Below are 26,627 nucleotides of genomic sequence, written 5' to 3'. Positions count from 1 at the left end.
CTTTTAGGCGCCTTTTTGGTGTTTTAAGGGCAATGCAGTGTTGATGAAGAGTGCAAGCACAATGGCGGCTGGTGCCAGCGCCAGTGGCTCAACTAGGAGATACCAGCCAAAGTGGGCGACGTAGCTGGTGGGGGCTGGATCATTAAGCGGAAACACGCTGCCATAGGACAGGTGCTGCGGTGTCCAAGAGAAGGCATAAACAAAAAGCAGCAAATAGAACTGGGTCAAGCGACCACCTTGTAGCAATACTGCGAGCAAAGGTATCAGCAGCACCCAATGGTGTAATTCAACGGTGGGCAGCGCCAAAACGGGTAAAGCAATGCTCAGTGCACTGGCAAGGGCAAGATCGCCACGGTTAAAGCTACGGTAAATCGCCCAGCAGCCAATTGCCAAACCGATTATGAACCAGGAGATCATCATGGCGGGGGAGTCTGACACCCAGCGCGCCAAAAAGGCAAAGATGGAGATATTATCGCGCCCATCACGCCCGCTAAACCATTGCTCGATGAGTGCGCGACTCAATTCTTTAGGGTTGATAAACGCGCCAAACGTCCACAGCGCGACGGCAGTCACGGAAGACCCAATGGCTACCTCGAAGCGACGCAGAATGAGCAAGCCAAGCACAATCAAAATTGGCCAACCGCTAATTCCGGCAGCGATGCCAATGAATAGGCCATGGCGGCCAAGCGATTTCGGCCCGAACATATCGATGCAGATTAAGGCCAGTGACACCAAGGTTAAAGAGCCAAATTGCAGCGCATCCTGGACTGGGAAGGAAATCAGCGCAAAAACCAAGGCACCCAAAAGCATCAGCGTACGGCGCTGTGCTGGAGCAAAACGCTGCACCAGCAGCCAGAGGATGCCCAGTAAAGCAATCAGATTGAGCACCGCAACTACCGCAAGCGTCATCCCTGGGGCTACGTGATAAAGCGGTGTGACCAGCACATCGCCAAATTGAGTGAGACCACGACCATCTAGGGTTTGAAGCGGATATTGAACAAGGGTCTCATTAAACTCATTACCCTTAAACCAAATATTCGCACCGAGGAATATAGCCAGCAGACCCAAGGCGACTTCCAAAATCGGAGAGTCCTTTTTGTCAGCCGGATTTTTGGCTGGATTGTTAGCCGGATTGTTGGCCGGGGTGGAATTGCCAAAAATCCCTGGATTTACAATGGCGCAAATTGTAATAATTAATGCCACCATCACATAAGAGTTCCCGGAGGGCTGCAAAAGCAGTGGCCAGGATGGAGCTGCAGAAGGATCGTAAGGCATATTCCAAAATGTCGGAATAAACATCGGCACGGCGGTCAAGGTAGAAAGTACTGCGGCTGCTGCGGCTGTTGCCGGAGCGCTATGTCGCTGGTTCCACGCACTTGCAGCCAACGCCAGCGTTAAAGGAATCAGCCACACCCAGTGATGTGACCAGGAAACCGGGGAACACAGCAACGCGATCAGTGAGTTCAGCAAAAGCGCACCATGGGTGTTGCCCGCGCGCACTGCGCGCCACATTGCCACCGCAATACCTACCAGGCAGGCAACCACGGCCACATACCAGAGCTTTTCGACGAGACCCTGATTCTCATGCATCAATCGGCTCAAGGCACCGCGAACCGATTGGTTGGTGATATAGGAAAGGTTGCCGATGCGGGTGGGATCACTAAGAGTTTCAGTCCAATAAATCTTGGAGCTCGCCGGTGCCAGCAAGAATGCCAGGGCAGAAAAACCAACGCCGGAGGCGATAGAAACGCCAGCGCCCTTCCAATCCTTCTTAATGAGGAAGTAGAGACCAAAAACTGCCGGGGTGAGTTTGATGGATGCTGCCAAACCAATCCAAAAACCTCGGGGCAGCCAAGGCTTTTTGGTGAAGGTATCCATTAGTACCAAGGTCATGAGGAAAATATTGACCTGGCCAAATTGAATCGTCTGAAACACCGGTTCGGTCGAAAGCGCGAGCGGCAAAATGATAAAGCTCAATAGGCGAGAATCTGCATCCTTAAAGTTGCTAAGGGTACGTCGCAAAACAATGGCAATGCACCACCACAATGCAACAGCAGATAACAATGTGAGCAAGATTCCCGCGATATTTCCCGGGATTATTCCCAGCGGTACAAAAACTGCAGCAGCAATTGGGGGATAGGTGAAGGGAAGCTGAATGCCACCTACTTGATAATCCTGGGTGTAGAGGTTTTCTCCATGTAAAAAGGCCATGGCGCCTGCTCTATAAACATCACTATCGATGTGATAAAAGAAGGTGAATTGCTCAATAGCTCGCACATTAAAAATAGACGGCCACAAGGTAAGAGTGGTGGCAATTGCTGCCAAGATGAAAAGCACCTTGCGGATAGTGGGATGGGTAAAATAATTACCCTGTGAAAACGTGCTGTTTATTCCCGCTATTCCAGCTGGGGCCTGATCTCCGGACATAAGAAGCAGTCTAGCTGTTGGCAGACAAACTTCAGGATTCAGAGGTGGACTTTTGTCTAGCCCTGCAGGGATTACCGGCTAGGATAAAACACAGTTAACTTATTTCCGGCTGTAAAGGACCTTTGATTCCGTGCGTTATTTTTATGACACCGAGTTCATTGAAGATGGACGCACAATTGAATTAGTTTCCATTGGCATTGTCGCGGAAGATGGCCGCGAATATTATGCAGTCTCCACGAGCTTTGATCCGGCTAAGGCAAATAGCTGGGTGCGGGTTAATGTATTGGATAAGCTGCCTAATCCTTCCTCCCCGGTGTGGAAGTCCAATGACACTATTCGACGGGAAGTTTTTGAGTTTCTCACCGCTGGTAAAGGGCCAATTGAACTTTGGGCCTGGGTGGGCGCTTATGACCATGTCTTATTAGCTCAACTGTGGGGTGATATGGCTGGTTTACCTCGTGAAATTCCGCGCTATACCCGCGAACTTAAGCAATTTTGGGAAATGGCCGGATATCCCACCTTGCCAGCGCTGCCACAGGGCAATCATGATGCTCTGGTTGATGCCCGCCATAACTTGGCAAAATTCCGAGTATGTATGCAGGCATTACCTTTAGGTGCCCGAAACCGGGTGTAGCCAGCAGCCTGTTTCACACTTCGGGAGAGAAATGGCTGAAAGTTCCATTCCATAAAACATCTCAATCGTGCTATGAATAGGGGTGTGAGTTGGACAGTAGACATCCCTAAAGAAGTTCTCCCTGATTTGCCACCATTGCCAGAAGGCATGCAGCAGCAGTTTGAGGACACCATTTCCCGTGACGCCAAACAACAGCCGACCTGGGACCGCAGCCAAGCTGAAAACGTACGCAAGATTCTAGAGTCTGTGCCTCCAATTGTGGTGGCACCAGAAGTTATTGAACTTAAGCAAAAGCTGGCAGACGTAGCTAACGGCAAGGCTTTCCTATTACAGGGTGGTGACTGCGCTGAGACTTTCGAGTCCAACACCGAGCCTCATATCCGGGCTAATATCAAGACCTTGCTGCAGATGGCAGTAGTGCTTACCTACGGCGCATCCACTCCAGTTATCAAGATGGCACGTATTGCTGGCCAGTATGCCAAGCCACGTTCCTCTGATCTAGATGGCAATGGCTTGCCTAACTACCGTGGCGATATCGTCAACGGTGTTGAAGCCACCCCTGAGGCTCGCCGTCACGATCCAGCCCGCATGATTCGCGCTTATGCAAATGCATCCGCAGCGATGAACTTGGTTCGTGCGCTTACCAGTTCCGGCACTGCTGATCTTTACCGCCTGAGCGAATGGAACCGCGAGTTTGTAGCAAATTCTCCAGCCGGCGCTCGTTATGAAGCACTGGCTCGTGAAATTGACGCTGGCCTGCGTTTCATGGAGGCTTGTGGCGTCTCTGATGAGTCTCTGCGTGCTGCCAGCATTTACTGCTCCCACGAGGCATTGCTGGTGGACTATGAGCGTTCTATGCTGCGTCTGGCTACCGATGAAGAAGGCAACGAGGAGCTTTATGATCTCTCCGCACACCAGCTGTGGATCGGCGAGCGCACCCGTGGCATGGATGATTTCCATGTGAACTTTGCATCCATGATTGCTAACCCAATTGGAATCAAGATTGGTCCTGGCATCACCCCTGAAGAAGCAATCGCTTATGCAGATAAACTTGACCCTAACTTCGAGCCAGGCCGTTTGACCATCGTTGCTCGCATGGGCCACGATAAGGTTCGTTCCGTCCTGCCGGGTGTTATCCAGGCCGTCGAGGCTTCCGGACACAAGGTCATTTGGCAGTCTGATCCTATGCACGGCAATACTTTCACTGCTTCCAATGGATATAAGACTCGTCACTTTGACAAGGTCATCGACGAGGTTCAGGGTTTCTTCGAGGTTCACCGTGCCCTTGGTACCCACCCAGGTGGCATCCACATTGAGTTCACCGGTGAAGATGTTACTGAGTGCCTCGGTGGCGCAGAAGATATCACCGATGTTGATTTGCCAGGACGCTATGAATCCGCTTGCGATCCTCGCCTGAATACTCAGCAGTCTCTAGAGCTAGCCTTCCTCGTGGCAGAAATGCTACGTAACTAGTAGTTAGCGCACTAAAGCCCCGCTGATCTTGAAAAAAGATCGGCGGGGCTTTAAACGTGTAGCTAATTTTAGGCTTGAGTCGCTGCGGAATTAGTCAACCGCGGGAAGGCTTTCAGGCTGACGGCCAAAGCAATAAGGAGCCCAATGGATAGCCACGTCCAGTCAGAGATCATAAATTTCTCCAACAGTGGAAGATCGAAGACATTGACGCCATCGCGACCAAACCACCACTTGGGTGGCAAGATCAGCTGAATGACGCTCAGAATAATGCCGCTGATAAGTAGTGCACGGGGACGCTGTGCATGCTGGAAATAACGAAGGAAAAAGACTAACGCCCACAATGGCAACCAGACCCAGTGGTGAGACCAGGAAATAGGAGAGATAAGCAGCATGAGCATGGCATTGGCCATGACTGCCTCCACCTGCAAACCACGCGCAAAAAGCTGATGCATGAGCAGGCCTACTGCCACAATTGCAATGAGGGAAAGTACAATCCACAGCAACATTGGTAGTGAGCTAGCAGTAGCAGCGTCTTGGGAAGGCCACCAGCGATAGATCATCGCTTGCAAAGAGCTATTGGATTGGTAAACAGTACTCACACCTGATTCACCATCGGCATTGAGGTTAAACAAGGTGGTGAGGAAGAATTCTTTGGTGTTTTGCCAAGTAATCAGTGCGCCTAAGGCGGTGAAAACAAGCATGGAGATTACCGCGTTAAAAATTCCCCGGAAATCCTTCTTCACTAGGAAGTACAGCAACATAGCCAAAGGAGTGAGCTTGATGGCTGCAGCGAGTCCAATGAGGACACCCCGCGGAATTCGGCGTTTGATGGGCAAAAGATCATAAACCACCAAGGCCATGATGATGACGTTAATTTGGCCCAGATCAGCATTGAGAATAACTGGTTCCATCAGCAGCACAATGGGCCAGGCAATAGCTGCAATGGCAAAGGACAGCTGTCGGTCTTGATCCTTGAGCACTGCATTTGCCACCAAATAGAGGCAGAGCAGCATAAGTAAAGAAGAAATGACCACCATTAAATTGCTGGCGAGCTCATCATTAAAAAACTTAAAGTAGCCAAATGGATAAAAGATGGCAGCGCCAATTGGCGGGTAGATAAAGGGAAGATCAATATCACCCATGTCAAAGGGATGTTCATAAAGAGATTGGTTGTTTACCAGCGCTAATGCGCCTTTGCGGTATACCGCAGTATCAATACGCCAATCCAGTTTATCCACCAGGTATTTATTGGCAATGAGTCCAGCAGCAACTCCGAGCAAAGAAATAAAGCTCAGTAAATCCCGCGAAGTGAGGTTAAAAGGGGAAAGCTGACTTGGTGCTGCATCCTGTGCTTCCTTGCTTAAGGAGGAATTGGAAGACGGCAAGATAAGAGGTCCTTTCCTGATAATTATCTGGCAGATTATTCAAGCCTTGTGACCCCTTAGGAAGTCGCGAGAATGATGCGGTTATTAAGTGCCAAAACTGCCATTATAGACCATCCCACCGGGGTTAAAGTACATGAGCTAAGGAGCTACAGCCTGAGATACCGGAATTTTCTTAACAATAAGCACCACAATTACCGCCAAGGAATACCACAAATAATGAGTAGCAAGTAGATGCATCAGCAGATTCCACTGAAGTTCAGCGCCATTTCCGGTGGGCAGGTACATGTGGAAAGACCCCAGCGATTGGGTAAAAACTCCCCAGAGTGCAAGCTTGTGGAAACCATTTAGCCAGAGCGCCACCACCAGCGGTACCAACCACACCCAGTGGTGATACCAGCTCACCGGCGAGCACAGGAGCGCAGCCAGAGACACTACGCTAACCGCGAGGAGAATATGTTTTAGCGATTGGCCTTGGGCCAAGATGCGGTAAGTTGCTAGGGCAATTAGGGCCAATACAACCAACACTGCAACTAACCAAACCCAAGTCGCGGCAGCGCCAAGCTCTGGGAAACGCTCTACAACACCGCGCAGTGAAACATTTTTGGCAATGCTTTGATCACCAATGCGGTCCGTGGCGAAGAGTACCTGGGTGAAATAGTTCAAACTGGTGGCAGGCTGCAAAATAAAGGCGATTCCAGTCGCACCGAAAAAGCCACCCAGCATGCCAATTAATCCGCGCGGGGATTTTGTGATCATCCATAAGATCAGGAAATACAGCCCAAAGACCAGGGGAGTGAGCTTAATGGCGGCGGCTACGCCGCTAAGAACGCCGAGGGGCACCCACTGTGCCCACCCGTTTAGCTTGTCGACGTGATGCGAGCGGGTGACGTCGAAAAGCGTCAAAGTAAGCAACGCGATATTAATTTGGCCAATGCTGAGAGTGGAATGAACCGACATGCTCAGGCACATGGCCACCCCGCCGATAAAGGTCCAGCGACGGTCGTGAATGCCGGCGATGCTGAGGAGCAGTTTGGAGATGGCAAAAAGCATCAGCAGCGAGGCGAGAGTGAAGATATGGCTGGTGAAGAGAATGCCAAAGATATCTACCAACCACCACGCTGGAGTGAAAATGATGGCTGCGAAAGGAGGGTAGGTAAAAGGTAAGGTGCCGGTGCGTGTGGGATAGCGCAGCTCATAAAGGTTGGTGGCAGTCCAAAATTGGCGTGCACCCTGCCAATAAACCTCAAGGTCAATGGGGGTACGCCAGCCTAAAGGCCAGCTGAACAGGAGAGTGGCCAAAACTCCTAGGAACACTAAAATTGCGCCGAGCGTGCCCAGCACCTGCTTATTTAATCCGAACATTATTTTCTAAAATGCCTTAATTGTTACTTCGCCACCAACCGAAAGCTCACTGCGAGCACGCGGAGTCTGAGAAAAGACGCGATCCTTATCATCGGCCTCGCCAACCAGCACTAATCCGGCCTCTTCCAGAATTTTGCGGGCATCGCTGACTTTCCTGCCGACCACACTCGGAACCTCAACCTCGCCTGCCAGCCCCAAGGTAACCTGCGGGTTTGCCGGATCTACCAATGCACCAGACTCAGGCCGGACAGTAACGACGGTGTCCGCCGAGCTTGCCGCCTCACCGGGAATAACGCTTGTCGACGCAACAACCAAGCCAGCTTCAGCCAAAGCTTCCGTTGCCTCTTGCTCATTCATTCCCAGCACATCTGGCACTTCAATGGCATTAGAAACCTTGATCACCACGCTGCTGCCACGTTTGACCTCTGCGGCAGCGGCTGGTTCGGTGCCAAAAACTTCTCCAGCTGGGGTAGCAGCATCAAATTCTTCCGAGGTGGTGCCAACTACTAAGCCCGCACCTTCCAAGACCTTTATTGCCTTATCAATTTTCATTCCAGACACATTTGGAATAGCAACTGGTGCTGGACCTCGGCTTAAATGAACCTGCACCGGGGAACCGACATCTAAGTCAGTTCCAGCACTGGGGGTAGTGGATGAAACCTGGCCTTCTGGAATAGCATCAGAATATTCTCCTGGACCATCCACCCACACAAGGGTGCGATCTTCCAAAGCTGTACGAATGGCAGACACGGATCGGTCCTCGCCGAGATCCGGTACTTCGGGACGCCCCTGAGAGACGAGGATATTTACATCCTCACCGCGAGGAAGGCGCTCACCAAAAGACGGTTCAGTACCAATGATGGAACCGGCTGGCACCTCATTGTCATACTGCGGCTGCGTTTGAGCACTAAAGCCGGCTTCCTCAACCATGGCAACCGCTTGGACCTCATCCATCCCCAAAACCTGCGGGATTTCGCCATAGCGCCCCGAACCAAACCACCAGCCACCAACAGCCACCGCGGCAATGATGATCACCACAAAAATAGACCACAACGTGACCTTTAACCGTGAACGATTACTTACCGCCGGAATATCTGGTTCCTCCTGTGGAACCAGCGATTGTTCCTCCACATGCAGATTGGTTTCGGGGAAAGCGGCAGCGCCAGCAGCAGGTGCAAAATCTACATCGGCGTAGTCCGGTGCTGCTGGCGGGTTGTACTCAGGCAGAATAGAGGTCTCTGGACCTGGGGTCGGTGCCACTGGGATGACCGCCGTGTGGTCTTCTGCTTCTACCTTTGGTATCTGGGTAGTGAACATATCCGTCGGCGGGGCAGCCGGCGCTTGGGCATTAGCGCGGTGCGCTGCGGAATTAACCGGTACCGGCACTCTGAAACGGGGCAGATGAAGCTCATCGGCTACGTCTTCCAAAGCATTAAGAAACTCTGCAGCATCGGAAAAACGATCTTCCGGCTCGCGCGCTGTAGCCGTGGCAACCAGCTCGTCCACCAGGGACGGTACGCCGTCGATAAGCGAACTCGGTGCTGGCACTACCTCTGAAAGGCGCGCATAGGCATGGGAAATATCGTCCTTGCCGCTAAATGGAGTTTGGCCGCTGAGCAGCTCGAAGAGCACAATGCCAGCGGAATAAACATCGCTGGCCGGACCGATTTCCTCACCCTCCACCTGCTCGGGGGAGAGGTAACCCACAGTTCCCACAATCTGATTGTCCTGGGATTGCCCAGCATAAGCTGCGCGCACCAAACCAAAATCAGAAAGTTTTACGCGGTGATCACTGTTGATCAGTACATTGTCAGGCTTAATATCGCGGTGCACCATGCCTGCACTGTGGGCTGCGGAAAGACCAGTAAGGACCCCGCGCATCACCGCGATCGCAGCATGAGGGGGCATAGGTCCACGCTCTGCTAAAAGCTCACGCAAAGTACCGCCGGTAATAAGCTCCATCACCAAATAAACATGGCCGCCGGAGGCAGAAAAATCATAAACATTTACAAGATTTGGGTGATTAAGCTGCGCCATGGAGCGCGCTTCACGCCGGAAACGCTGTCGGAAGATTGGATCATTAACATATTCCCGATCCATCACCTTTAACGCCACCGACCGGCCCAAGCGGAGGTCTACACAGCGATAAACAGTGGACATGCCACCCCGCGCGATGGGGGCGTCAATCCGATACCTGTCCTCTAGAACGTCACCGACCTTCAAGTTTGCCATGAGTTCCAGTATGTCGGAAGCTGCCTTAAAAGTGGTAGTGAGGTCCCGCTTTGACTGATTTTCCGGTGATTTTGAGGTGATTTTTGTGGCGGTTTATCGTTTGGTTTAGGGGAGCGCAAAAGTGCGAAAATATAGTTTTGGCAGAGTTCCGAGCTGGGCTAATTCACCGAATGGGCTATCTAAGGCTAAATTAGTGCTGTGAGTTCCAACTACGCATCCCATGAAGTCCTGCCCGCAGATGAGCCTTTGCTCAGCATTCCGGAAATCGCCGAGCGTCTAAACGTTGTGGTGACCAAGGTGATGGATATGGTCAGCGAACACAAGCTGATCACCGTCCAGCGCGATGGTATCCGTTATATCCCAGAAGCCTTCTTGAGCACCAAGAAGGAAAATACCAACCGCTTTATCCCCGGCGTTATCGCTTTGCTTTCCGACGGCGGCTTCACCGACGAAGAAATCCTCAAGTTCCTCTTCACCGAGGATGACACCCTGCCAGGCCGTCCTATTGACGCTTTGCATGGCCATCTCGCTCGTGAGGTTATGCGCCGCGCACAGGCGATGGCATTCTAGACCAAATCCTTTAAAAACAGCAGGGGCGAACTAGGTTTTCTAGTTCGCCCCTGCTGTTTTGGTTAGCGTTTTATGGCTTTAGCATGGGACCGTCAAGGCTCGGTTCTGGCTTGGCTGATTTCACGGTATTACCTTCGGCATCATCAAAAATGACCACAGTGGCAATCCACGCGAAAAGGCCTGAAATGATCACCATCGCTATGTTATAAAGCTGGTGATTTCCACTGCCGGTAAACATCAACGCAATAAAAACCGATAGAGCCGAAAAAAATCGCAGCAACCATGATGGCGGACTGAAGGTGCCCACCAAAGAAAACAGGCTGGCGTAGTACCACGGCAAAGTGACAGAGTTAAAAATAAACGCAACGGCATAGGCTGCTGCAGTACCTGCGATGGCGCGCCGGGGCGTGCGACGGAAAAGCCACCAACACACAATTAGGCCGACCAGCATAAACACCATGGAAATCTTCCGAAGAACCCCCACAACGCCATTAAAATCGTAGTCGTTCACAAAAACACTGGCCGGAATGCCAATGAGGCTTGCCACCAAAGACGGGAATGCCAGAGGGTTAATAACCTTGCTATTTCCACTGATTTCGCTAATCCAACCCCATGACGCACCGGACATCCAGGTAATTGCGCTGACCACTACGCCAGTGATGACAACACCGGCTGCACCGGCTGCCACAAATGAGATAAATTTCTGCGCCAGGGTAGGGGTGGAGTTTCCCTTTTTCTCGGCCAGGTGCTCTGCCAGGAAAAACATGCCGATCCACACTACAAAAGGCAGTGCAATTGCAGCGGTAGCTTTAAGAGAAACCGCAACCGCAATTAGTGCCACACCCAGCCCAAATTTCTTGCGCAACACCAGCAAGAGGCCACAGCTGACCAGCCCGACCATAAGCGATTCATTGTGCATGCCACCGATCATGTGAATGATCATTACCGGGTTAGCTACACCGATCCACAGCGCAACTGCCTGATCAGCCCCAAAATGCTTGGCAATTCCAGAAACGCCATAAGCGATGGCAATAAAACCAGCAATGGAGAGCACCTTATAAGCAAGTACACCGAGGGTGACATTATCTCCCACCAGAGTGGTGATCATGTCACCAATCCACAGATGCAGTGGACCATAAGGAGTCGTAGTGTTGCGCCAGTCGTGGGAGACTTCCAACAACATCGGACCAGGGTTTACCGCAGCGCCCTCGGTATAAGGATCAAATCCATCGCGCAGCATAGCGCCCTGCATAAGGTAGGAATACACATCGCGCGACATCATAGGCGCTGCAAAAAACAGGGGTACCAGCAAGGCAACGAGGGTGCGCTTAACTAGGTTAAGGCGCTTTTCGACGTCAAAACCAGCCTTAAAAAGGCGATGTCCCAAATGGACCCAGGAACCAATTAAAAGGATCTGACCAATCCACAGGACCGTATTGGAAATTCCCTGACCGTGGCCAAAAGCTAAGAAATTAAGACCCAAAGCATCGAGTATTCCGCCTCGATAGCGGATGGCGCCACCGCCAAAAGATCCCAAAAAGAGCATGATTCCTGCACAAATGGCAAGGACAACTGGATTGGTGAAGGTTTCAAAAAGCTTGGAGTGGCGCAGTGTTTTTAGAAAAGAATTATTCATTTGTGCTACATCCGGCGTTCAGTAGAGCGGATGGCAAGACTTCGCAGAAGCTCTTTGACTTCAGCTGGCATGGACACAGCTTCTAGATGAGCCAGCCCGGAGGTCGTAAGATCCGTGATGAGGTTTTCTACCTCAGCTTCAGCTCCAGTATCTCGAATAAGCTGCGCAAGCTGCGCGATATCTGCAGGTTCAGATACCTGGCCAATACCGGCGCGAATTTCTGCAGCTGCCACCGGGGATTCTTTATCTGCTTTTTCTAAAGCTTTGGCAAGCAAAACGGTGCGCTTGCCTTCTCGAATGTCATCACCCGCAGGCTTTCCCGTGATTGCAGGATCGCCAAAAACTCCGAGCAAATCATCGCGGAGTTGGAAAGCAATGCCGATGTCATGACCGTAGTTTCGCAAGGCACTAATGAGCTCTGGGCTAGCACCAGCAATTGAGGCACCTAAATGAAGCGGCCTTTCGATGGTGTAAGCAGCCGTCTTAAAACGGTTGACCGAGTTTGCTAATTCCACTGATTCATTGGCCTGGGCTTCCAAATAAATATCGAGGAGTTGGCCACCGATAACCTCGGTGCGCATACCGCGCCAGGCTGCGCGAGAACGCGCGAGAGCTTCAGTGGAAAGCCCAGAATCCTGCAACATATCCTCAGCCCAGACCAAAGCCATATCACCAGCCAGAATGGATACAGATTCGCCAAAGTGAGCAGAATTTCCTTCGAGGTTATTTTCTCGGTGGTAGCTCTCCACAGCACGGTGCACGGTAGGGGCGCCACGGCGAGTATCGGAAGAATCAATAATGTCATCATGAATAAGTGCGCAAGCTTGGATGAACTCTAGGCTGGCAGCAGCATCCAGAACAGCTTCCAATTTTTCAGTGTTATTTTCCAGGCCTCCTGCAGCCACAAATCCAGCCCAGGTATAAAGCGGGCGGATGCGCTTTCCACCATTAAGAACAAAAGCACGCAAATAGGCCACTGCTTCTGACACCGGAGTGCCAATTGCTGCGATATCACCCTCTTTGGAATCGAGGAATTTGCTGAGACGATCATGCACAACCGTAGGAATGCGGTTGAGGTCAAGGTCGTGGGCATCAAGGGTGCTCAAGTGGTCGTCCTTCGTCAAGATAGTGGTGCGAGTTGTGAGCGTTTTAGTGGCCTGAATTTATGCTGGTGCATAGTCCTAAAAAAACGACTTCCTCCCACTAAGATACTCAGGCATGCAGTCATCTAACATCCCAGCCTCGTCTCAGTGGGCTATTAGTGATGTATTAAAGCGCCCATCGCCAGGTCGAGTGCCCTTCTCCGTGGAGTTCATGCCACCTCGCGATGACGCAGCCGAAGGGCGACTCTACCGAGCGGCAGAAGTTTTCCATGATCTCGGCGCTTCATTTGTTTCTGTTACTTATGGAGCAGGTGGATCAACGCGCGAACGTACCTCTCGTATTGCACGCCGGTTATCTCGACAGCCTTTGACGACATTGGTGCATCTGACTTTGGTCAACCACACCAGAGCAGAGATGGAACAAATCCTGCAGGAGTATTCCGAGCTTGGCCTCACAAATCTATTGGCCTTGCGTGGTGACCCACCTGGAGACCCTTTGGGGGAGTGGCAGAGCACTCCAGGCGGACTTAATTATGCCAATGAACTAATTGAGTTGATTAAGCAATCTCCGGAGTTTCAGCACTTCGACGTAGGAATTGCTTCTTTCCCAGAGGGGCATTTCCGCGCCCGTACTTTAGAAGAAGACACCGAATTTACCTTGGCTAAACTGCGTGCCGGTGCTGAATACTCGATTACTCAGATGTTTTTTGATGTTGAAGATTATCTGCGCTTGCGCGATCGTTTGGTTGCGGCTGATCCTGTCCATGGTGCAAAGCCAATTATCCCTGGATTAATGCCGATCACGAGTTTGCGATCAGTTCGTCGCCAGGTTGAGCTTTCTGGAGCGCAGCTGCCCCGGGAACTTGAGGAAAGGTTATTGGCGGCAGCCAATGGTGATGAAGAAGCCAATAAAGATGAAATCCGTAAGGTGGGTATTGAATACACCACTCAAATGGCTGAGCGACTTATTGCTGAAGGTGCCGTTGACCTTCACTTTATGACCCTCAATTTCACTAGAGCTACCCAGGAAGTGCTGCACAACCTAGGAATGGCTCCAGCATGGGGTGCGGAACACGGCCAAGATGCCGTGCGCTAATTAGTGAGTTTTTGTCTCTTTAAGAGGTAACTCGACTGTTAGCACGGCAAAATCTCTGAGGTCTCCATCAAATCGGAAAGATCGCAACAGATCATAAAAGCCCAGCGAGCGATAGAGCCCAAAAGCATTGTTAGACTCTTGATCCACCTCAGGCGTGGATAAGATCGCATGGGCTCTTTGTTGCTCTCTCAACAGCTCAAACATCATTTTCCTACCGATGCCATGCCCTTGAAATCCTGGCATAACGTGTACTTCAGCGACCTCGAAGTAATTTTGCACAATTTCTAATTCCGCCGTAGTCGGTCCGCCTTTATGGCGTAAACCGCGGCGCAATTGGTGTTGCCACCAGTGATCGGGACTGCCATAAAAGCCATAGGCCACACCAACGACTTGGTCATCAAGCAATGCGCACACTGAGGTGAATCCAGGGTTTTGGGAATTTCGACGCCAAACTGCGATCCGCGTGTCCCTAATGGTGGGGCTATAACCCATTGCCGTGATGTAAACATCAACAAGAACTGGGGCATTGGTGGTGAATTCAGGAATGCTTAGTCTGCGAATCAAAAGGGACACCTTCACTATCAAACCAGATCTTGCACCATTGGTCGGGCACTTGTGCTGAAAAGTCTTAAGGGTGCATCCAAAATGCATTTTTTAAAACAATTGTTCGAATAATTAAAAGTGATGTCCACCTCACCGTTTAGCATTGGTTCCAAGTTAAGAAAAAGACGAGGAACTGGAAAACGAAGGGCGTGAGCGTGATGGGTGAGATCATTTCAGCAACTACGCGTTTTATGCAGGCTAATGGCAAAGAGGCAGAGTTTCTTGCCAAATCTGCCATCCTGCTTCGCCAGGCGCATAAGCATCGCAATGATGGGGAGCTCACCCTCGCGCTTGAAATTGGCTACCAATCGGCCCTACGTACTGCAGGTGCCGTGATTGCTGGCAGTCCTGTGTCCAAGCGTAAGCGTAAGCCACGTGGTGCTTGGCAGCAGTTGCGCTTGGTAAATGCTCAATCGGCAATGTGGGCAGAAGAGCTTTCGAAATACTCTCAAATCCGCTCCCGGGCTGCCAGTGGGCTAGAGATTGATCTCAGTACTGAAGGCTTGGATGAGTTCCTGGGCAAGGTTCGTAATTTCCATGACGAGGTCGAACAAGGATTGGGATGGTCTACGGAGGCTGCTTAAATTCCATACCTAAAGGGACCGATTAACCCTTTTTGGAAACTATTAACATTGCGGGGAACATTCCGGATATTCTGAGCGTTAATAAGGCATAGAAGTAAAACGTCTCTACAAAAGGTACCGGGAGGACATCATGTCGCTTTCAGAGCAGGAGCAACGGGCGCTGCGCGAAATTGAGCAGGCGCTTATGGCTGATGATCCGAAATTCGGAAAAGTGGTCACAAGTGACAGTGGTCTGGGCGGCGGTGGATTAACCCTGAGGGGAATCGCACTGTTTGTTCTGGGGCTTGTTCTCCTGGTCGCTGGAGTTGCGCTAAGTCAGCAGACTTTGTGGTTTGTTGCACTTGGAATTATCGGATTTCTTGTCATGTTTGGTTCGGGTGTGTGGATGTTGCGTGGGAATGGCTCTGGAAAGATTTCCTTTTCTTCAATGTCTTCTCCAACGCCATCACGTGGCCATGGGGGATCTTCCATTGGTGATAAAATGGAAGAGAACTTCCGTCGCCGTTTTGAAGGAAAATAATTTCACATCCATAAGCGCTAAGGCGGGGCGGTGCATCACGCTTTAGCGCTTTAATAATCAACACCTTGTTTTTAATCCCGCAGTAGTTGGGATTAGGGCAAGGTGTTTTTGTTTTCCCGCTCGGCCCTTGAATTCTAGGAGTAGTTGAAATTGTTTGTGTGATGGGTGTCATTTGTGCTTTAGGGCTAAGAAACCAGCTTTTGCCCCATTTTCCCCCACTTTCATACTCCCCAAAAAGAAATAAATAACTAGATATTAAAGAATATCTAAAAAACAACCTTTTTCCTGAGATTAAGCTGGGACTTCCCCGACTTTTCCCAGTAAGAAGGTGGTTTTTGAGATGGAAGAAAGAACTTTAAACCTAAGTGGTCAAAGTTAAAGGAGGGGAGCGAAGTGTGTCATGTGATATTGAAAATGGGGGCGACACATAAAGTGCCCCACTTTCATTTAGATGCTTTGACCTGGTGTTATTGATGTGTTTTGGGGGAAAATGGTGTTAGTACTTGATTCAAGTGGGGGAAAGTGGGGTAATGTGGGCGTCAGCGGTGCATAGTGGTCTTGCATGAGAGATCACTACGCACCGTCAGAAATGAATCTGATCTGCCGATGCCGGAGAGTTGCTGGGAAAGGGGACCTCAAGGATGTTCCTTGGTACCTACACCCCAAAACTTGATGACAAGGGCAGGTTGACTCTTCCTGCGAAGTTTCGAGAGGAACTAGCAGGAGGGCTGATGGTCACTAAAGGTCAAGATCACAGCCTCGCGGTTTATCCAAAAGAGGAGTTCGCTGCCAGGGCTCGCAAGGCGGCAGCGGTATCCCGGACAAATCCAGAGGCACGTGCGTTTATTCGAAACCTTGCAGCAAGCGCGGATGAACAAAGACCAGATGGCCAAGGGCGCATTACGCTCTCGGCGGCACATCGCACTTATGCGGGGCTGACGAAAGAATGTGTCGTCATCGGTTCAGTGGACTTTCTAGAAATTTGGGACGCTCAGGCCTGGGCTACGTATCAGGAAGAGACGGAGGCTGCATTCTCTGCAGCTGAAGATGATGTCCTGGGAGGGTTGCTCTAGTGAGTAATTCTTTTAGGCAGGGAGCGCGTGTATGGACTCCGCTCGAGGAGGATGAGCTCTGGTGTACTTCCCCAACATCAGATCGGAACTTCTCGGGTGGGGCCCTGTACGCACTCCATGAATATTGAAAAAAGGACTGCGTGACTAGTGGCTTTGACATTGTCACGCGGTTTTTTTGTTCAAAAACATGGGTACAGATTGTTGTTAATTGTTGAGAGAAAAAGGGGGGAAGGCGTTCATGGAAGATTTCTCAATTGATGGGAACCACGGTCACGTTCCCGTAATGCGTGACCGCATGGCAGCGCTTATTGCTAAGCAGGTTGAAGCAATGGGGGAGAACGCTGTTATTGTCGACGCCACTTTAGGTGCGGGTGGACACTCAGAATTCTTTTTGAATACTTTCCCCCAGGCACGCCTGATTGGCCTGGACCGAGATGAAAATGCGCTGCGTGATGCACGCGCGCGTCTAGCTCCCTTTGGCGAACGCTTTGTTGGCGTTCAAACTCGCTTTGATGGACTCGCTGAAGTCCTTGAAAACGAGGAAGGCGAAATCTTTGATATCGCCCGCGAACATGGCATTTCCGGAGCGCTTTTTGATCTCGGTGTTTCTTCTATGCAGCTAGATCAAGTGGAGCGAGGCTTTGCTTATCGCACCGACGCACCACTTGATATGCGTATGGATCCTTCCCAGGGCATCACTGCAGCAGATATCCTCAACACCTATTCCCATGGTGATATCGCTCGCATTCTAAAGACCTATGGTGATGAACGCTTCGCCGGCAAGATCGCCTCTGCAGTGTTGAAAGAACGCGAAAAAGAACCTTTTAGCACCTCCGCTCGCCTGGTGGAGTTGCTCTATGACGCGATCCCTGCAGCTACTCGACGCACCGGCGGTCACCCTGCCAAGCGCACCTTCCAGGCACTGCGCGTGGAAGTTAACAACGAGCTTGATTCCCTCAAGAATGTGCTGCCACAGATTACTGATGCGCTCAACGTTGGTGGTCGTGCAGTGTTTATGAGTTATCAATCTCATGAGGACAAGTTGGTGAAGAAGTTCTTTACCGATTTGACCACTTCCAAAACCCCGCGAGGTTTGCCAGTGGATTTGCCGGGCACCGCTCCGCTTTTTAAGCAGGTTACGCGCGGTGCAGAAACTGCATCAGAGGCAGAAATTGAAGAAAACCCCCGCGCCGCACCAGTCAAGGTGAGGGCCATCGAGAGAATCACCAACCAGCCAGGAGATCGATCATGACAATGACCAACGGCTCCCGCACTGAATCGGATGTGCGCCGTGAGCGACGCACCGCGCGCACTGTTCGTACAGCACGCCGGCCTGAAGCCACTCGTTTGGAACCCCGCAACCCCCGCGGCGCGTCAGTCAGTCGCGACTTCTCTACCGCGGGCAGGGGCGCGTCGACAAGCATTGAAACCGGACGCGCACTAGACCAGCGTCGTCACACCACGCGGGCCCTGGTAAACCCGGGCGCGCAACCGACCCACAAACGCCGTTTCCAGCACAAAACTGGGTCGCAGCAGGTAATTTCAGTACGCGGACGCCGCGTTGTTGCTAAACGCGCGGATCCTAAGGTTATTAAGACCGCAATCATGATCGTGATTTTGCTGTGCGGTGGTGTTTTCGCAACGATGGCACTTTCCGGTACTTCAACCCAGCAGACTTTCCAATTGCAGGAGCTGCAGTCCACTGAAACTGACCTCAGCAACCGCATTGAATCCCTGACCCGCGACGTAGAAGAGGCTCGCTCTGCTTCGACGCTGGCTGCCAATGCCGCTGACATGGGCATGGTCTCCCCAGTTGAACCAGGTGTCCTGGAAGTTCAGGGCAATGGCGAGGTCATTGAAAAGCGCCCAGCAGATGCGGAAACTCGCCCTATAATTGACATCAATGGTCAGGTTTCCCCTAACCAGGCCTCTAGCAATCCCAATGAAACCAACGCAGTGACCAATAATCTGCAGGCAATTCCCCCAGCAGCAACTGTTCCACAGACTGCAGCTACCCCTCCTTATCAGAGCGGCGCACTTCCATACGCTGCTACAACTAACCAAGCAGGTGGCGCAGGGCAGTGACTTTCCCCAGCGATGGACGAAGTCGAAACCAACGAGCGGGACGTGAGGACACGTCCCGCCGTTCGGCATATCAGGATGAGAGTCGTCGGGCTGCGCGGGAGCGTGAACTTAAAAGGCGCAAAGGAATTCCCGAGTCCCAAGGAACCACTTTTAGACCTACATCACCAAGCCAAACTGGCGCCCAGAAGCGTCGCGTCAATGCCGTTACGCTCATCGCGCTAGTGGTAGCTGGCGTGCTCATTTTCCGCCTGGGTTGGGTCCAAATAATTTGGGGTCCAGAACTTTCCCTCAATGCCTCTGAACAGCGCACGAGGGTTTATGTTGATCCGGCGCGTCGTGGCACCATCACCGACCGTGAAGGTAACCAACTGGCATACACCATGCAGGCACGTTCCCTCACAGTGTCACCTAATGTGATGCGCGCAGAGCTGCGCACCGGCACAGATCTGGCACTACGCCTGGCAGCCGAGGAAACTGATCCAGCGAATGTGGCCAGCTATGTCACCATTGAAGAAGGTGTGGCATATGACCGCGCTTCCGGCGAGGAAAAAGAGACCATCCTCAATGAGAAGGTCAAGGAGCGGATGGAAAATATTGCCACCCGTATTCCTGAGATCATCAAATCCCATGGCAAGGATGTCAGCGATATCCGTTCCTCGGAAATCCTGGAAAAGCTCAATGCGGAAAGCCAATACGAGGTTTTGGTTCGCAACGTAGATCCAGACATCGCTACTGAGATCACCGATGAGTTGCCCAGCGTGGCAGCAGACCATCAAGATATCCGCGAATATCCCAACGGAGCCATTGGCGAAAATATCGTCGGACGTATCAGCATGGACGGTAACGGCCAATTTGGTTTTGAAGCCTCAAATGACTCTTTACTTGCTGGAAACAATGGTCGCTCAACTCAGGATATGTCGATTCTGGGCCAAGCTATCCCGGGCACTCTCAGGGATCAAATTCCAGCAGTGGATGGCGCCAGCGTTGAGCTCACCCTTGATTTAGATTTGCAGACTTATGTGCAGCAGGCCCTCGAACAAGCCAAAGCAGCTTCCGGAGCAGATGATGCTTCTGCCGTAGTACTTGATGCTAAAACTGCAGAGGTTTTGGCAATGGCCAATACAGGCACCATTAATCCCAACGAAGATACCGCCAAGCAGATCGAAGAGGGCAAGAGTTTCGATAACCCCTCGATTACCCATCCTTTTGAACCGGGTTCGGTAGCTAAAATCATCACCGCTGCTGGCGTGATTCAAGAAGGCCTCACCACCCCTGAGGAGGTCCTGCAGGTTCCAGGCAGCATCGAGATGGCTGGAGTCACAGTGAAGGACGCATGGGAGCACGGAGTTGTTCCTTATACCACCGCAGGTGTTTTTGGTAAGTCCTCCAACGTGGGAACCCTGATGCTGGCAGAGCGCCTCGGCGAAGATAAATTTGCACAGTATTTGGATCTTTTTGGCCTTGGTCAATCCACTGGCATTGAATTGCCCAGTGAATCCGAGGGCCTATTGCCAGCTCCAGAACAATGGTCAGGTGGTACTTTTGCAAACCTGCCAATTGGGCAGGGCATGTCAATTACCACCTTGCAAATGGCGGGAATTTATCAAACCCTCGCCAACGGTGGCGAGCGCATTGAACCGCGCATCATAAAGAGCGCAACCGATGCAGATGGAGCTGTTATTGAACAGGCAGAACCAGACAAGGTTCAAGTTGTCAGCCCTGAAGCTGCGAAGATGACCGTTGATATGTTCCGTGCGGTTACCCAATCAGACCCCACCGGGGTGCAGCAGGGTACCGGCACTGGTGCTGCTATCGACGGCTATCAAATCTCTGGCAAGACTGGTACCGCGCAGAAGATTGATGAAAACACCGGAGCATATTCCAACTCCGAGTATTGGATTACCTTTGCGGGCATTGCTCCGGCAGATGATCCACGTTTTGTGGTGGCCATCATGCTCGATGAACCAGAGCGTGGTGTACACGGTGAAGGCGGCCAAACCGCCGCGCCTTTGTTCAAGGACATCGCTACATGGTTGCTTAACCGTGACAATATTCCGCTGTCTGAAGTTCCAGAACCGATAGTGCTGCAAGCGCAGTAGTTGCTCTCTATTAAGCTCAATAAGATTCACCATTGCGAGCACCATCAAATGCCCCAATGGTCCACTGATCGCCCAACCTAAAGCCCCCAAAAGTGGAGGAGAAACCAATGGCTACTTCATTGCAGGCCCTCGCCAAACTTGTCGCAGGCAACCTCAACAATTCCCCGAACTCCGACCTTGAGATCACCGGAATTGGTCTCGATTCCTCCAACTTGCCCGCCGACGGTGCCATTTTCGCCGCAGTTCCTGGTACTCGGGTACATGGGGCAACTTTTGCACAACAAGACCAAGCAGCCTCAGCTGTTGCCATCCTGACGGACACCGAAGGTGGCCAGCTTCTGCAAGAAGCTGGGGAACAGCGCCCCGTAATCGTAGTTAACAACGTGCGGGAGGTGTTGGGGGTCGCGTCGTCAAGCATTTATGGCGATCCTTCCGCAGACTTTGTCCTCATCGGTGTTACTGGTACTTCAGGCAAGACCACTACCAGCTATTTGCTGGAAAAAGGGCTGATGGCGGCCGGACACAAGGTTGGCTTGATAGGTACTACCGGTACCCGTATTAACGGCGAGGTTGTGCCTACCAAGCTCACCACTCCAGAAGCTCCCACCTTGCAGGCACTTTTTGCACGCATGCACGAGCAAGGGGTAACTCACGTGGTCATGGAAGTTTCTAGCCATGCACTGTCCCTCGGACGTGTGGCAGGTTCCCACTTTGATGTTTCTGCCTTTACCAACCTTTCCCAAGATCATCTTGATTTCCACCCCACCATGGAAGACTATTTTGAGGCGAAGGCTCTGTTCTTCCGCCCCGAATCTGCGCTGGCCGCAGCAAAGCAGGTGGTGTGCATCGATGATGAATGGGGTGTGCGAATGGCCGGAGTTGCAGGTAACGCACAGAGCGTTTCTACGCACGGCGACCCTGCTGATTTCCGCGCACATGACATCGAAGTAAGTGAAACCGGAGCTCAAAGATTTAAGGTGCAGGCCCCTGCCGGAGTAGACCTCAACGTGCAATTAGCGCTACCTGGTGCGTTTAACGTTGCCAATGCAACCTTGGCTATCGCAGCTGCAAGCCAAGCAAACATCGATCTTGATGCTTTTGTGGCTGGCCTTTCTGAAGTAGCTGTACCAGGACGTATGGAAAGAATTGACGAAGGCCAGGACTTCCTTGCAGTCGTAGATTATGCCCACAAACCAGGTGCAGTTGCTGCAGTGCTTGATACCCTCAAGACCCAAATTGAAGGCCGCCTCGGCGTCGTCATTGGCGCAGGTGGTGACCGTGATGCCACCAAGCGTGGACCGATGGGATTGCTCTCAGCACAAAGGGCCAACCTGGTTATTGTCACCGATGACAATCCACGCTCTGAAGTTCCTGCCACTATCCGCGCTGCGGTACTGGCAGGTGCCCAAGAAGGCGCTGCACAAGCAACCCATGAGGTGGAAGTTCGTGAAATCGGTGATCGTGCCGCAGCAATTCGCGCTTTGATCGAGTGGGCTCAGCCTGGAGATGGCATTGTTGTAGCTGGCAAAGGACATGAGGTCGGCCAGTTGATAGCCGGCGTAAGTCACCACTTCGATGATCGCGAACAAGTGCGTGAGGCACTGCAAGCAAAACTTAACCCTTTGGCGGAGCAACAGCTCCCGGGCAGTACGGAAGGAAAATAGGCCACACTCATGATTCAGCTGACACTTGGGGAGATCGCCGAGATTGTTGGCGGCACACTCAGCGGTGGCGCCGAGGCGCACACACCAGTTCTGGGAAGCGTCGAATTTGATTCTCGGGCAATCGTTCCTGGAGGCCTCTTCTTAGCTCTTCCAGGCGCACGGGTAGATGGACACGAATATGCTGCAGCAGCAGTGGAAAAGGGAGCAGCCGCAGTATTGGCTGCCCGCGAAGTCCCAGCTCCAGCCATCATCGTGCCAAAGGTTGCTGCCACCAACTCAAATGCCGATATCTATGCCCATGATCCAGACGGTCATGGCGCTGCCGTTGTTGCTGCACTCTCCAAATTGGCGCGCCGGGTTGTTGACCTATGCGTAGCTGATCATTCACTCAACGTGGTGGCCATTACCGGCTCTGCTGGTAAAACCTCCACCAAGGACTTTATTGCCACTGTGTTATCCCAGGTTGGGGAAACCGTGGCGCCTCCAGGCTCTTTTAATAATGAACTTGGTTTGCCCCATACCGCTTTGCGCTGCACCGAGACCACCCAATATTTGGTAGCGGAGATGTCAGCGCGTGGTATCGGGCATATACGCCACCTCACTGAAATCGCACCGCCACAAATTGCCGCAGTGCTTAACGTGGGTAGCGCACATCTGGGTGAATTTGGCTCTCGGGAAAATATTGCCCAGGCTAAAGGCGAGATCATTGAGGCATTGCCCGCTGCTACCCAAGGTGGAGTAGCAGTACTCAATGCAGATGATGATCTAGTTTCTGCGATGGCACCACGCACCACCGCTAAGGTGGTGTACTTCTCTGCGTCTGGCGAGGCACCACGCCATGGCCGAACCAAGAAGACACAGCACGCCGTGGATTATTGGGCTAGCGATGTCGTGCTTGACGATGTTGCCCGTGCAAGCTTCCAGTTGCACACCAAAGATGGATCGTGGCCGGTAAGCTTGCAAGTTTTTGGCGAACACCAGGTAGCTAATGCCCTGGCAGCAGCAGCAATTGCCATTGAAGCCGGAGTAGCTCCAGAAATAGTGGTTGCAGGTTTGCAAGCGCATGCTGCAGCATCAGCACACCGCATGGATGTCCGCACCCGCAAAGATGGCGTCACCATTATCAATGACTCCTATAACGCAAATCCAGATTCTATGCGCGCCGGAATTGCAGCTCTTGCCTACACCGCAAGCGGCCGTTCCGAAGCAAGTAGCTGGGCAGTGTTAGGACAGATGGGTGAACTTGGCGATGATGCCAAGGAAGCACATGCTGAACTCGGAGCCGAACTTGCCAAGTATCACGTAGATCGCCTTATCGCAGTGGGGGAGAACCCTAATAGCGAGGCACTCGTACAGGCTGCACTAAACAGAGGAATTACTACTGATCAGGTAGCCGATGTCCATGCAGCTACTGAGCTTTTGCAGCGCGAACTTAAGCGCGATGACGTCGTGCTAGTTAAGGCATCAAATGCGGATCGTTTATGGCGAGTGGCAGAAGCGCTGCACGCCGCAGTTGACGGCAATTCCAGCCGGAATGTGGGAGGACATTAAAACACATGCAACAGATCATTATCAGCGGGGCCGTTGCGTTCCTGGTCTCCATCTTCCTCACTCCTTTGTTGATTCGGTATTTCACCAATCGCCAATTAGGCCAGGAAATCCGCGAAGAAGGTTTGCAATCACATTTGCGTAAGCGTGGCACCCCAACCATGGGTGGTATCGCAATTATCGCTGGTATTGTGGTGGCCTACGTATTTACTAACCTGTTAGCCATGGCCCAGGGAGTTGGTGGCTTTACTGTCTCTGGTTTGCTGGTGCTGGGTCTAACCCTCGGCCTGGGTGCTACTGGTTTTGCCGATGACTTCATCAAGCTGTACATGAACCGCAACCTGGGTCTGAACAAGACTGCCAAGCTGGTTTCTCAGTTGGCTATCGCCTTGGTCTTTGGCCTTTTGGTGCTGCAATTCCCCGATGAAAGTGGAGTGCGCCCAGCGTCCACTCATCTTTCCTTCATCCGCGATATTGACACCATTGACCTAGCCTTTGGTGGCAGCATTATTGGCATCATTATCTTCCTCATTTTCATTTATGTGGTGGTTAGTGCCTGGTCAAATGCAGTTAATATCACTGACGGTCTAGACGGCTTAGCTGCTGGTACGACTGCTTTTGTGATGGGTGCTTATACCTTGATCACCTTCTGGCAATTCCGTAACTCTTGCGATACTGCCGTAGAAGCAGGCTGCTACACCGTCCGCGATCCACTGGATATTTCCATCTTGTGTGCTGCCGGATTGGGTGCGACCTTGGGCTTCTTGTGGTGGAATGCCGCACCGGCCAAGATCTTCATGGGTGATACCGGTTCTCTCGCATTGGGCGGCCTGGTCGCTGGCCTTTCGGTAGTTACTCGCACCGAGTTGCTGATGGTTATTATCGGCTCCCTCTTTGTTATTGAGGTTGCTTCCGTTGCCATCCAGATCTTTGTTTTCAAAACTCGTGGCAAGCGCGTCTTTAAGATGGCTCCCATCCACCACCACTTTGAGGCAGTAGGCTGGGCGGAAACCACCGTGGTCATTCGTTTCTGGCTTATTGTCGTTATGGGTGTGCTTGGTGGCATGGCAGTGTTTTATAGTGACTGGCTGAGTTTGGCAGAGGTATAAAAGATGACTGATATTTCAACACTCCCAGCTGAATTGCAGGGACGTATCCTCGTAGCCGGTGCCGGTGTGTCGGGCATTTCCATCGCCCGCATGCTCACTGACCTCAAGTGCACTGTGGTTGTCGCCGATGACAATGAAACTGCGCGCCATATGCTCATTGAATTGGTCGACGCCCAGGACATGAGCACCGACCGCGCCCGCGCCGAACTTGATACCTTCTCCTTGGTCGTCACCTCACCAGGCTGGCATCCAGACAGCCCTTTGCTTGTCGACGCCCACCGCCACGGCCTTGAGGTCGTAGGGGACGTTGAGGTTGCTTGGCGCCTGGACCAGGCAGGTGTTTTCGGCAAGCCTCGCACGTGGCTTGCAGTCACCGGAACCAATGGAAAAACCACCACCACCGCCATGCTGGCGGGGATGATGAATGAGGGCGGCTTTGCAGCCAAGGCCGTTGGAAATATTGGATTGCCAGTTTCTGAAGCGCTTAACGCCAAAGAGCGCGTTGACGTCTTGGTAGCGGAGCTCTCCAGCTTCCAATTGCATTGGGCTCCCACCTTCACTCCAGATGCGGGTGTCTTGCTCAACCTCGCTGAGGATCATATTGACTGGCATGGCTCCATGCGCGAATACGCATTGGCCAAAGCCAAGGTTCTTCATGGCCCAGTTGCCGTAATTGGTGCTGATGATGTTTATCTCACTGAACTTGTTCAAGAACTAAATATTGCTGGACTCAAGAGTTTTACTTTGGGCGAGCCAAAGGAAGATCAATTAGGTGTTAAGGCAGGGGAACTCGTCGATAATGCGTTTTCCCAGCAGCACACCCTGGCCCCGGCTGACGGCATTAATCCCGCCGGACCAGCCGGGGTGCTGGACGCGTTAGCGGCCGCTGCGATTGCCCGCTCCCAAGGTGTGTCTGCAGCGGCAATTGCCAACGCTTTGGCTGCTTTTGAAGTCGCGGGACACCGTGGCCAGGTCGTGGCAACGGACAACGGTGTTGACTTTATTGATAACTCCAAGGCAACCAATCCGCATGCTGCTGATTCTGCGTTGGCCGGTCATGATTCCGTGATTTGGATTGTGGGTGGACAGCTTAAAGGCACCGATATTTCAGAGTTGGTCATTAAGCATGCGCACCGCATTAAGGCAGCATTGGTGTTGGGCGTAGATCGTGCCGAGATTGTGGCAGCCCTTAAAACACACGCCCCAGCTGCAAGTGTTTTTGTCACCGATCTCAGTGATCCAGTTGCTGCCACCAAGGAGATAGTTGCCGAGGCTTTCCGTCTCAAAGCTCCGGGCGATACTGTGCTTTTGGCACCAGCTGCTGCTTCATTGGACATGTTTAAAGGCATGGGCCAGCGTGGCGATCTTTTTGCACGCACTGTTGTTGAGACAATCGAGCAACAAGTGGAAGAGAAAGGCTAATC

General features: G+C 52.0%; 21 protein-coding genes. 14 read left to right on the top strand and 7 right to left on the bottom strand.

Annotation, left to right across the window (positions count from 1 at the left end; translation table 11 throughout):
• Positions 1 to 3: 3 nt before the first annotated feature.
• A complete protein-coding gene (locus H924_RS09285) occupies positions 4 to 2,427 on the bottom strand; it encodes a glycosyltransferase 87 family protein (protein ID WP_042392670.1) in 2,424 nt (807 codons plus the stop codon).
• Between the two features lie 130 nt (positions 2,428 to 2,557).
• Here H924_RS09285 and H924_RS09280 point away from each other — a divergent pair, with 130 nt between their 5' ends.
• Complete coding sequence (locus tag H924_RS09280; RefSeq protein WP_015651706.1) at positions 2,558 to 3,061, top strand: polyadenylate-specific 3'-exoribonuclease AS; 504 nt, start codon at positions 2,558 to 2,560, stop codon at positions 3,059 to 3,061.
• A gap of 84 nt (positions 3,062 to 3,145) precedes the next feature.
• The gene (locus H924_RS09275; protein ID WP_015651705.1) at positions 3,146 to 4,534 is read left to right on the top strand and encodes a class II 3-deoxy-7-phosphoheptulonate synthase; all 1,389 of its coding nucleotides are present in this window, start codon (positions 3,146 to 3,148) and stop codon (positions 4,532 to 4,534) included.
• A gap of 68 nt (positions 4,535 to 4,602) precedes the next feature.
• On the opposite strand, the gene H924_RS09270 is transcribed toward H924_RS09275, so the two are convergent.
• The 3 genes from H924_RS09270 to pknB all read right to left on the bottom strand — a co-directional run bounded on the left by H924_RS09270 (position 4,603) and on the right by pknB (position 9,513).
• On the bottom strand, positions 4,603 to 5,919 hold the full coding sequence (locus tag H924_RS09270) for a glycosyltransferase family 87 protein (protein WP_015651704.1): 1,317 nt from the start codon (positions 5,917 to 5,919) through the stop codon (positions 4,603 to 4,605).
• A 138-nt stretch (positions 5,920 to 6,057) separates the two neighbouring features.
• A complete protein-coding gene (locus H924_RS09265; protein ID WP_015651703.1) occupies positions 6,058 to 7,281 on the bottom strand; it encodes a glycosyltransferase 87 family protein in 1,224 nt (407 codons plus the stop codon).
• Between the two features lie 6 nt (positions 7,282 to 7,287).
• Entirely contained in the window at positions 7,288 to 9,513 is a 2,226-nt protein-coding gene (gene pknB, locus H924_RS09260; protein ID WP_015651702.1) for a Stk1 family PASTA domain-containing Ser/Thr kinase, read from the bottom strand.
• A 198-nt stretch (positions 9,514 to 9,711) separates the two neighbouring features.
• Between pknB and H924_RS09255 the strand changes: the two genes are divergently transcribed.
• Positions 9,712 to 10,083: an Rv2175c family DNA-binding protein gene (locus tag H924_RS09255; RefSeq protein WP_015651701.1), complete on the top strand. Its 372-nt coding sequence runs from the start codon at positions 9,712 to 9,714 to the stop codon at positions 10,081 to 10,083.
• A gap of 70 nt (positions 10,084 to 10,153) precedes the next feature.
• Here the strand turns inward: H924_RS09255 and H924_RS09250 are convergent, their stop codons facing one another.
• Positions 10,154 to 11,719, bottom strand: coding sequence for an alpha-(1->6)-mannopyranosyltransferase A (locus tag H924_RS09250; protein ID WP_015651700.1), 1,566 nt, complete (start codon positions 11,717 to 11,719; stop codon positions 10,154 to 10,156).
• A gap of 5 nt (positions 11,720 to 11,724) precedes the next feature.
• The gene (locus tag H924_RS09245; protein ID WP_015651699.1) at positions 11,725 to 12,825 is read right to left on the bottom strand and encodes a polyprenyl synthetase family protein; all 1,101 of its coding nucleotides are present in this window, start codon (positions 12,823 to 12,825) and stop codon (positions 11,725 to 11,727) included.
• Between the two features lie 112 nt (positions 12,826 to 12,937).
• Between H924_RS09245 and metF the strand changes: the two genes are divergently transcribed.
• The gene (gene metF, locus H924_RS09240) at positions 12,938 to 13,918 is read left to right on the top strand and encodes a methylenetetrahydrofolate reductase [NAD(P)H] (protein WP_015651698.1); all 981 of its coding nucleotides are present in this window, start codon (positions 12,938 to 12,940) and stop codon (positions 13,916 to 13,918) included.
• On the opposite strand, the gene H924_RS09235 is transcribed toward metF, so the two are convergent.
• Positions 13,919 to 14,491 carry a GNAT family N-acetyltransferase gene (locus tag H924_RS09235; protein WP_029703288.1) on the bottom strand — a complete coding sequence of 191 codons (573 nt, stop codon included), beginning with the start codon at positions 14,489 to 14,491 and terminating at the stop codon, positions 13,919 to 13,921.
• Between the two features lie 188 nt (positions 14,492 to 14,679).
• Between H924_RS09235 and H924_RS09230 the strand changes: the two genes are divergently transcribed.
• From H924_RS09230 to murD, 10 genes are all read left to right on the top strand, one after another.
• Positions 14,680 to 15,105 carry an SAV_6107 family HEPN domain-containing protein gene (locus H924_RS09230; RefSeq protein WP_015651696.1) on the top strand — a complete coding sequence of 142 codons (426 nt, stop codon included), beginning with the start codon at positions 14,680 to 14,682 and terminating at the stop codon, positions 15,103 to 15,105.
• 130 nt (positions 15,106 to 15,235) lie between these two features.
• Entirely contained in the window at positions 15,236 to 15,625 is a 390-nt protein-coding gene (locus H924_RS09225) for a DUF3040 domain-containing protein (protein WP_015651695.1), read from the top strand.
• Positions 15,626 to 16,266: 641 nt separating this feature from the next.
• Positions 16,267 to 16,698, top strand: coding sequence for a division/cell wall cluster transcriptional repressor MraZ (gene mraZ / locus H924_RS09220; protein WP_015651694.1), 432 nt, complete (start codon positions 16,267 to 16,269; stop codon positions 16,696 to 16,698).
• A gap of 238 nt (positions 16,699 to 16,936) precedes the next feature.
• A complete protein-coding gene (gene rsmH / locus H924_RS09215) occupies positions 16,937 to 17,950 on the top strand; it encodes a 16S rRNA (cytosine(1402)-N(4))-methyltransferase RsmH (RefSeq protein WP_015651693.1) in 1,014 nt (337 codons plus the stop codon).
• Complete coding sequence (locus tag H924_RS09210) at positions 17,947 to 18,783, top strand: hypothetical protein (RefSeq protein WP_015651692.1); 837 nt, start codon at positions 17,947 to 17,949, stop codon at positions 18,781 to 18,783. The genes rsmH and H924_RS09210 overlap by 4 nt, the downstream gene beginning before the upstream one ends.
• Complete coding sequence (locus H924_RS09205; protein ID WP_015651691.1) at positions 18,780 to 20,882, top strand: peptidoglycan D,D-transpeptidase FtsI family protein; 2,103 nt, start codon at positions 18,780 to 18,782, stop codon at positions 20,880 to 20,882. Before H924_RS09210 ends, H924_RS09205 begins: the two co-directional genes overlap by 4 nt.
• A 107-nt stretch (positions 20,883 to 20,989) precedes the next feature.
• Positions 20,990 to 22,546 (top strand): UDP-N-acetylmuramoyl-L-alanyl-D-glutamate--2,6-diaminopimelate ligase, encoded by a 1,557-nt coding sequence (locus tag H924_RS09200; protein ID WP_015651690.1) that lies wholly within the window; start codon positions 20,990 to 20,992, stop codon positions 22,544 to 22,546.
• Between the two features lie 9 nt (positions 22,547 to 22,555).
• Positions 22,556 to 24,097: a UDP-N-acetylmuramoyl-tripeptide--D-alanyl-D-alanine ligase gene (locus H924_RS09195; protein ID WP_015651689.1), complete on the top strand. Its 1,542-nt coding sequence runs from the start codon at positions 22,556 to 22,558 to the stop codon at positions 24,095 to 24,097.
• A 5-nt stretch (positions 24,098 to 24,102) separates the two neighbouring features.
• A complete protein-coding gene (gene mraY, locus H924_RS09190; protein WP_015651688.1) occupies positions 24,103 to 25,203 on the top strand; it encodes a phospho-N-acetylmuramoyl-pentapeptide-transferase in 1,101 nt (366 codons plus the stop codon).
• A gap of 3 nt (positions 25,204 to 25,206) precedes the next feature.
• Positions 25,207 to 26,625 carry a UDP-N-acetylmuramoyl-L-alanine--D-glutamate ligase gene (gene murD, locus H924_RS09185; RefSeq protein ID WP_015651687.1) on the top strand — a complete coding sequence of 473 codons (1,419 nt, stop codon included), beginning with the start codon at positions 25,207 to 25,209 and terminating at the stop codon, positions 26,623 to 26,625.
• Positions 26,626 to 26,627: the final 2 nt, after the last annotated feature.

It is taken from the genome of Corynebacterium callunae DSM 20147, from assembly GCF_000344785.1.
Classification (GTDB): domain Bacteria; phylum Actinomycetota; class Actinomycetes; order Mycobacteriales; family Mycobacteriaceae; genus Corynebacterium; species Corynebacterium callunae.
Note: the sequence above shows the minus strand (reverse complement) of the source record. Positions and strands in the feature narration are given on the sequence as shown.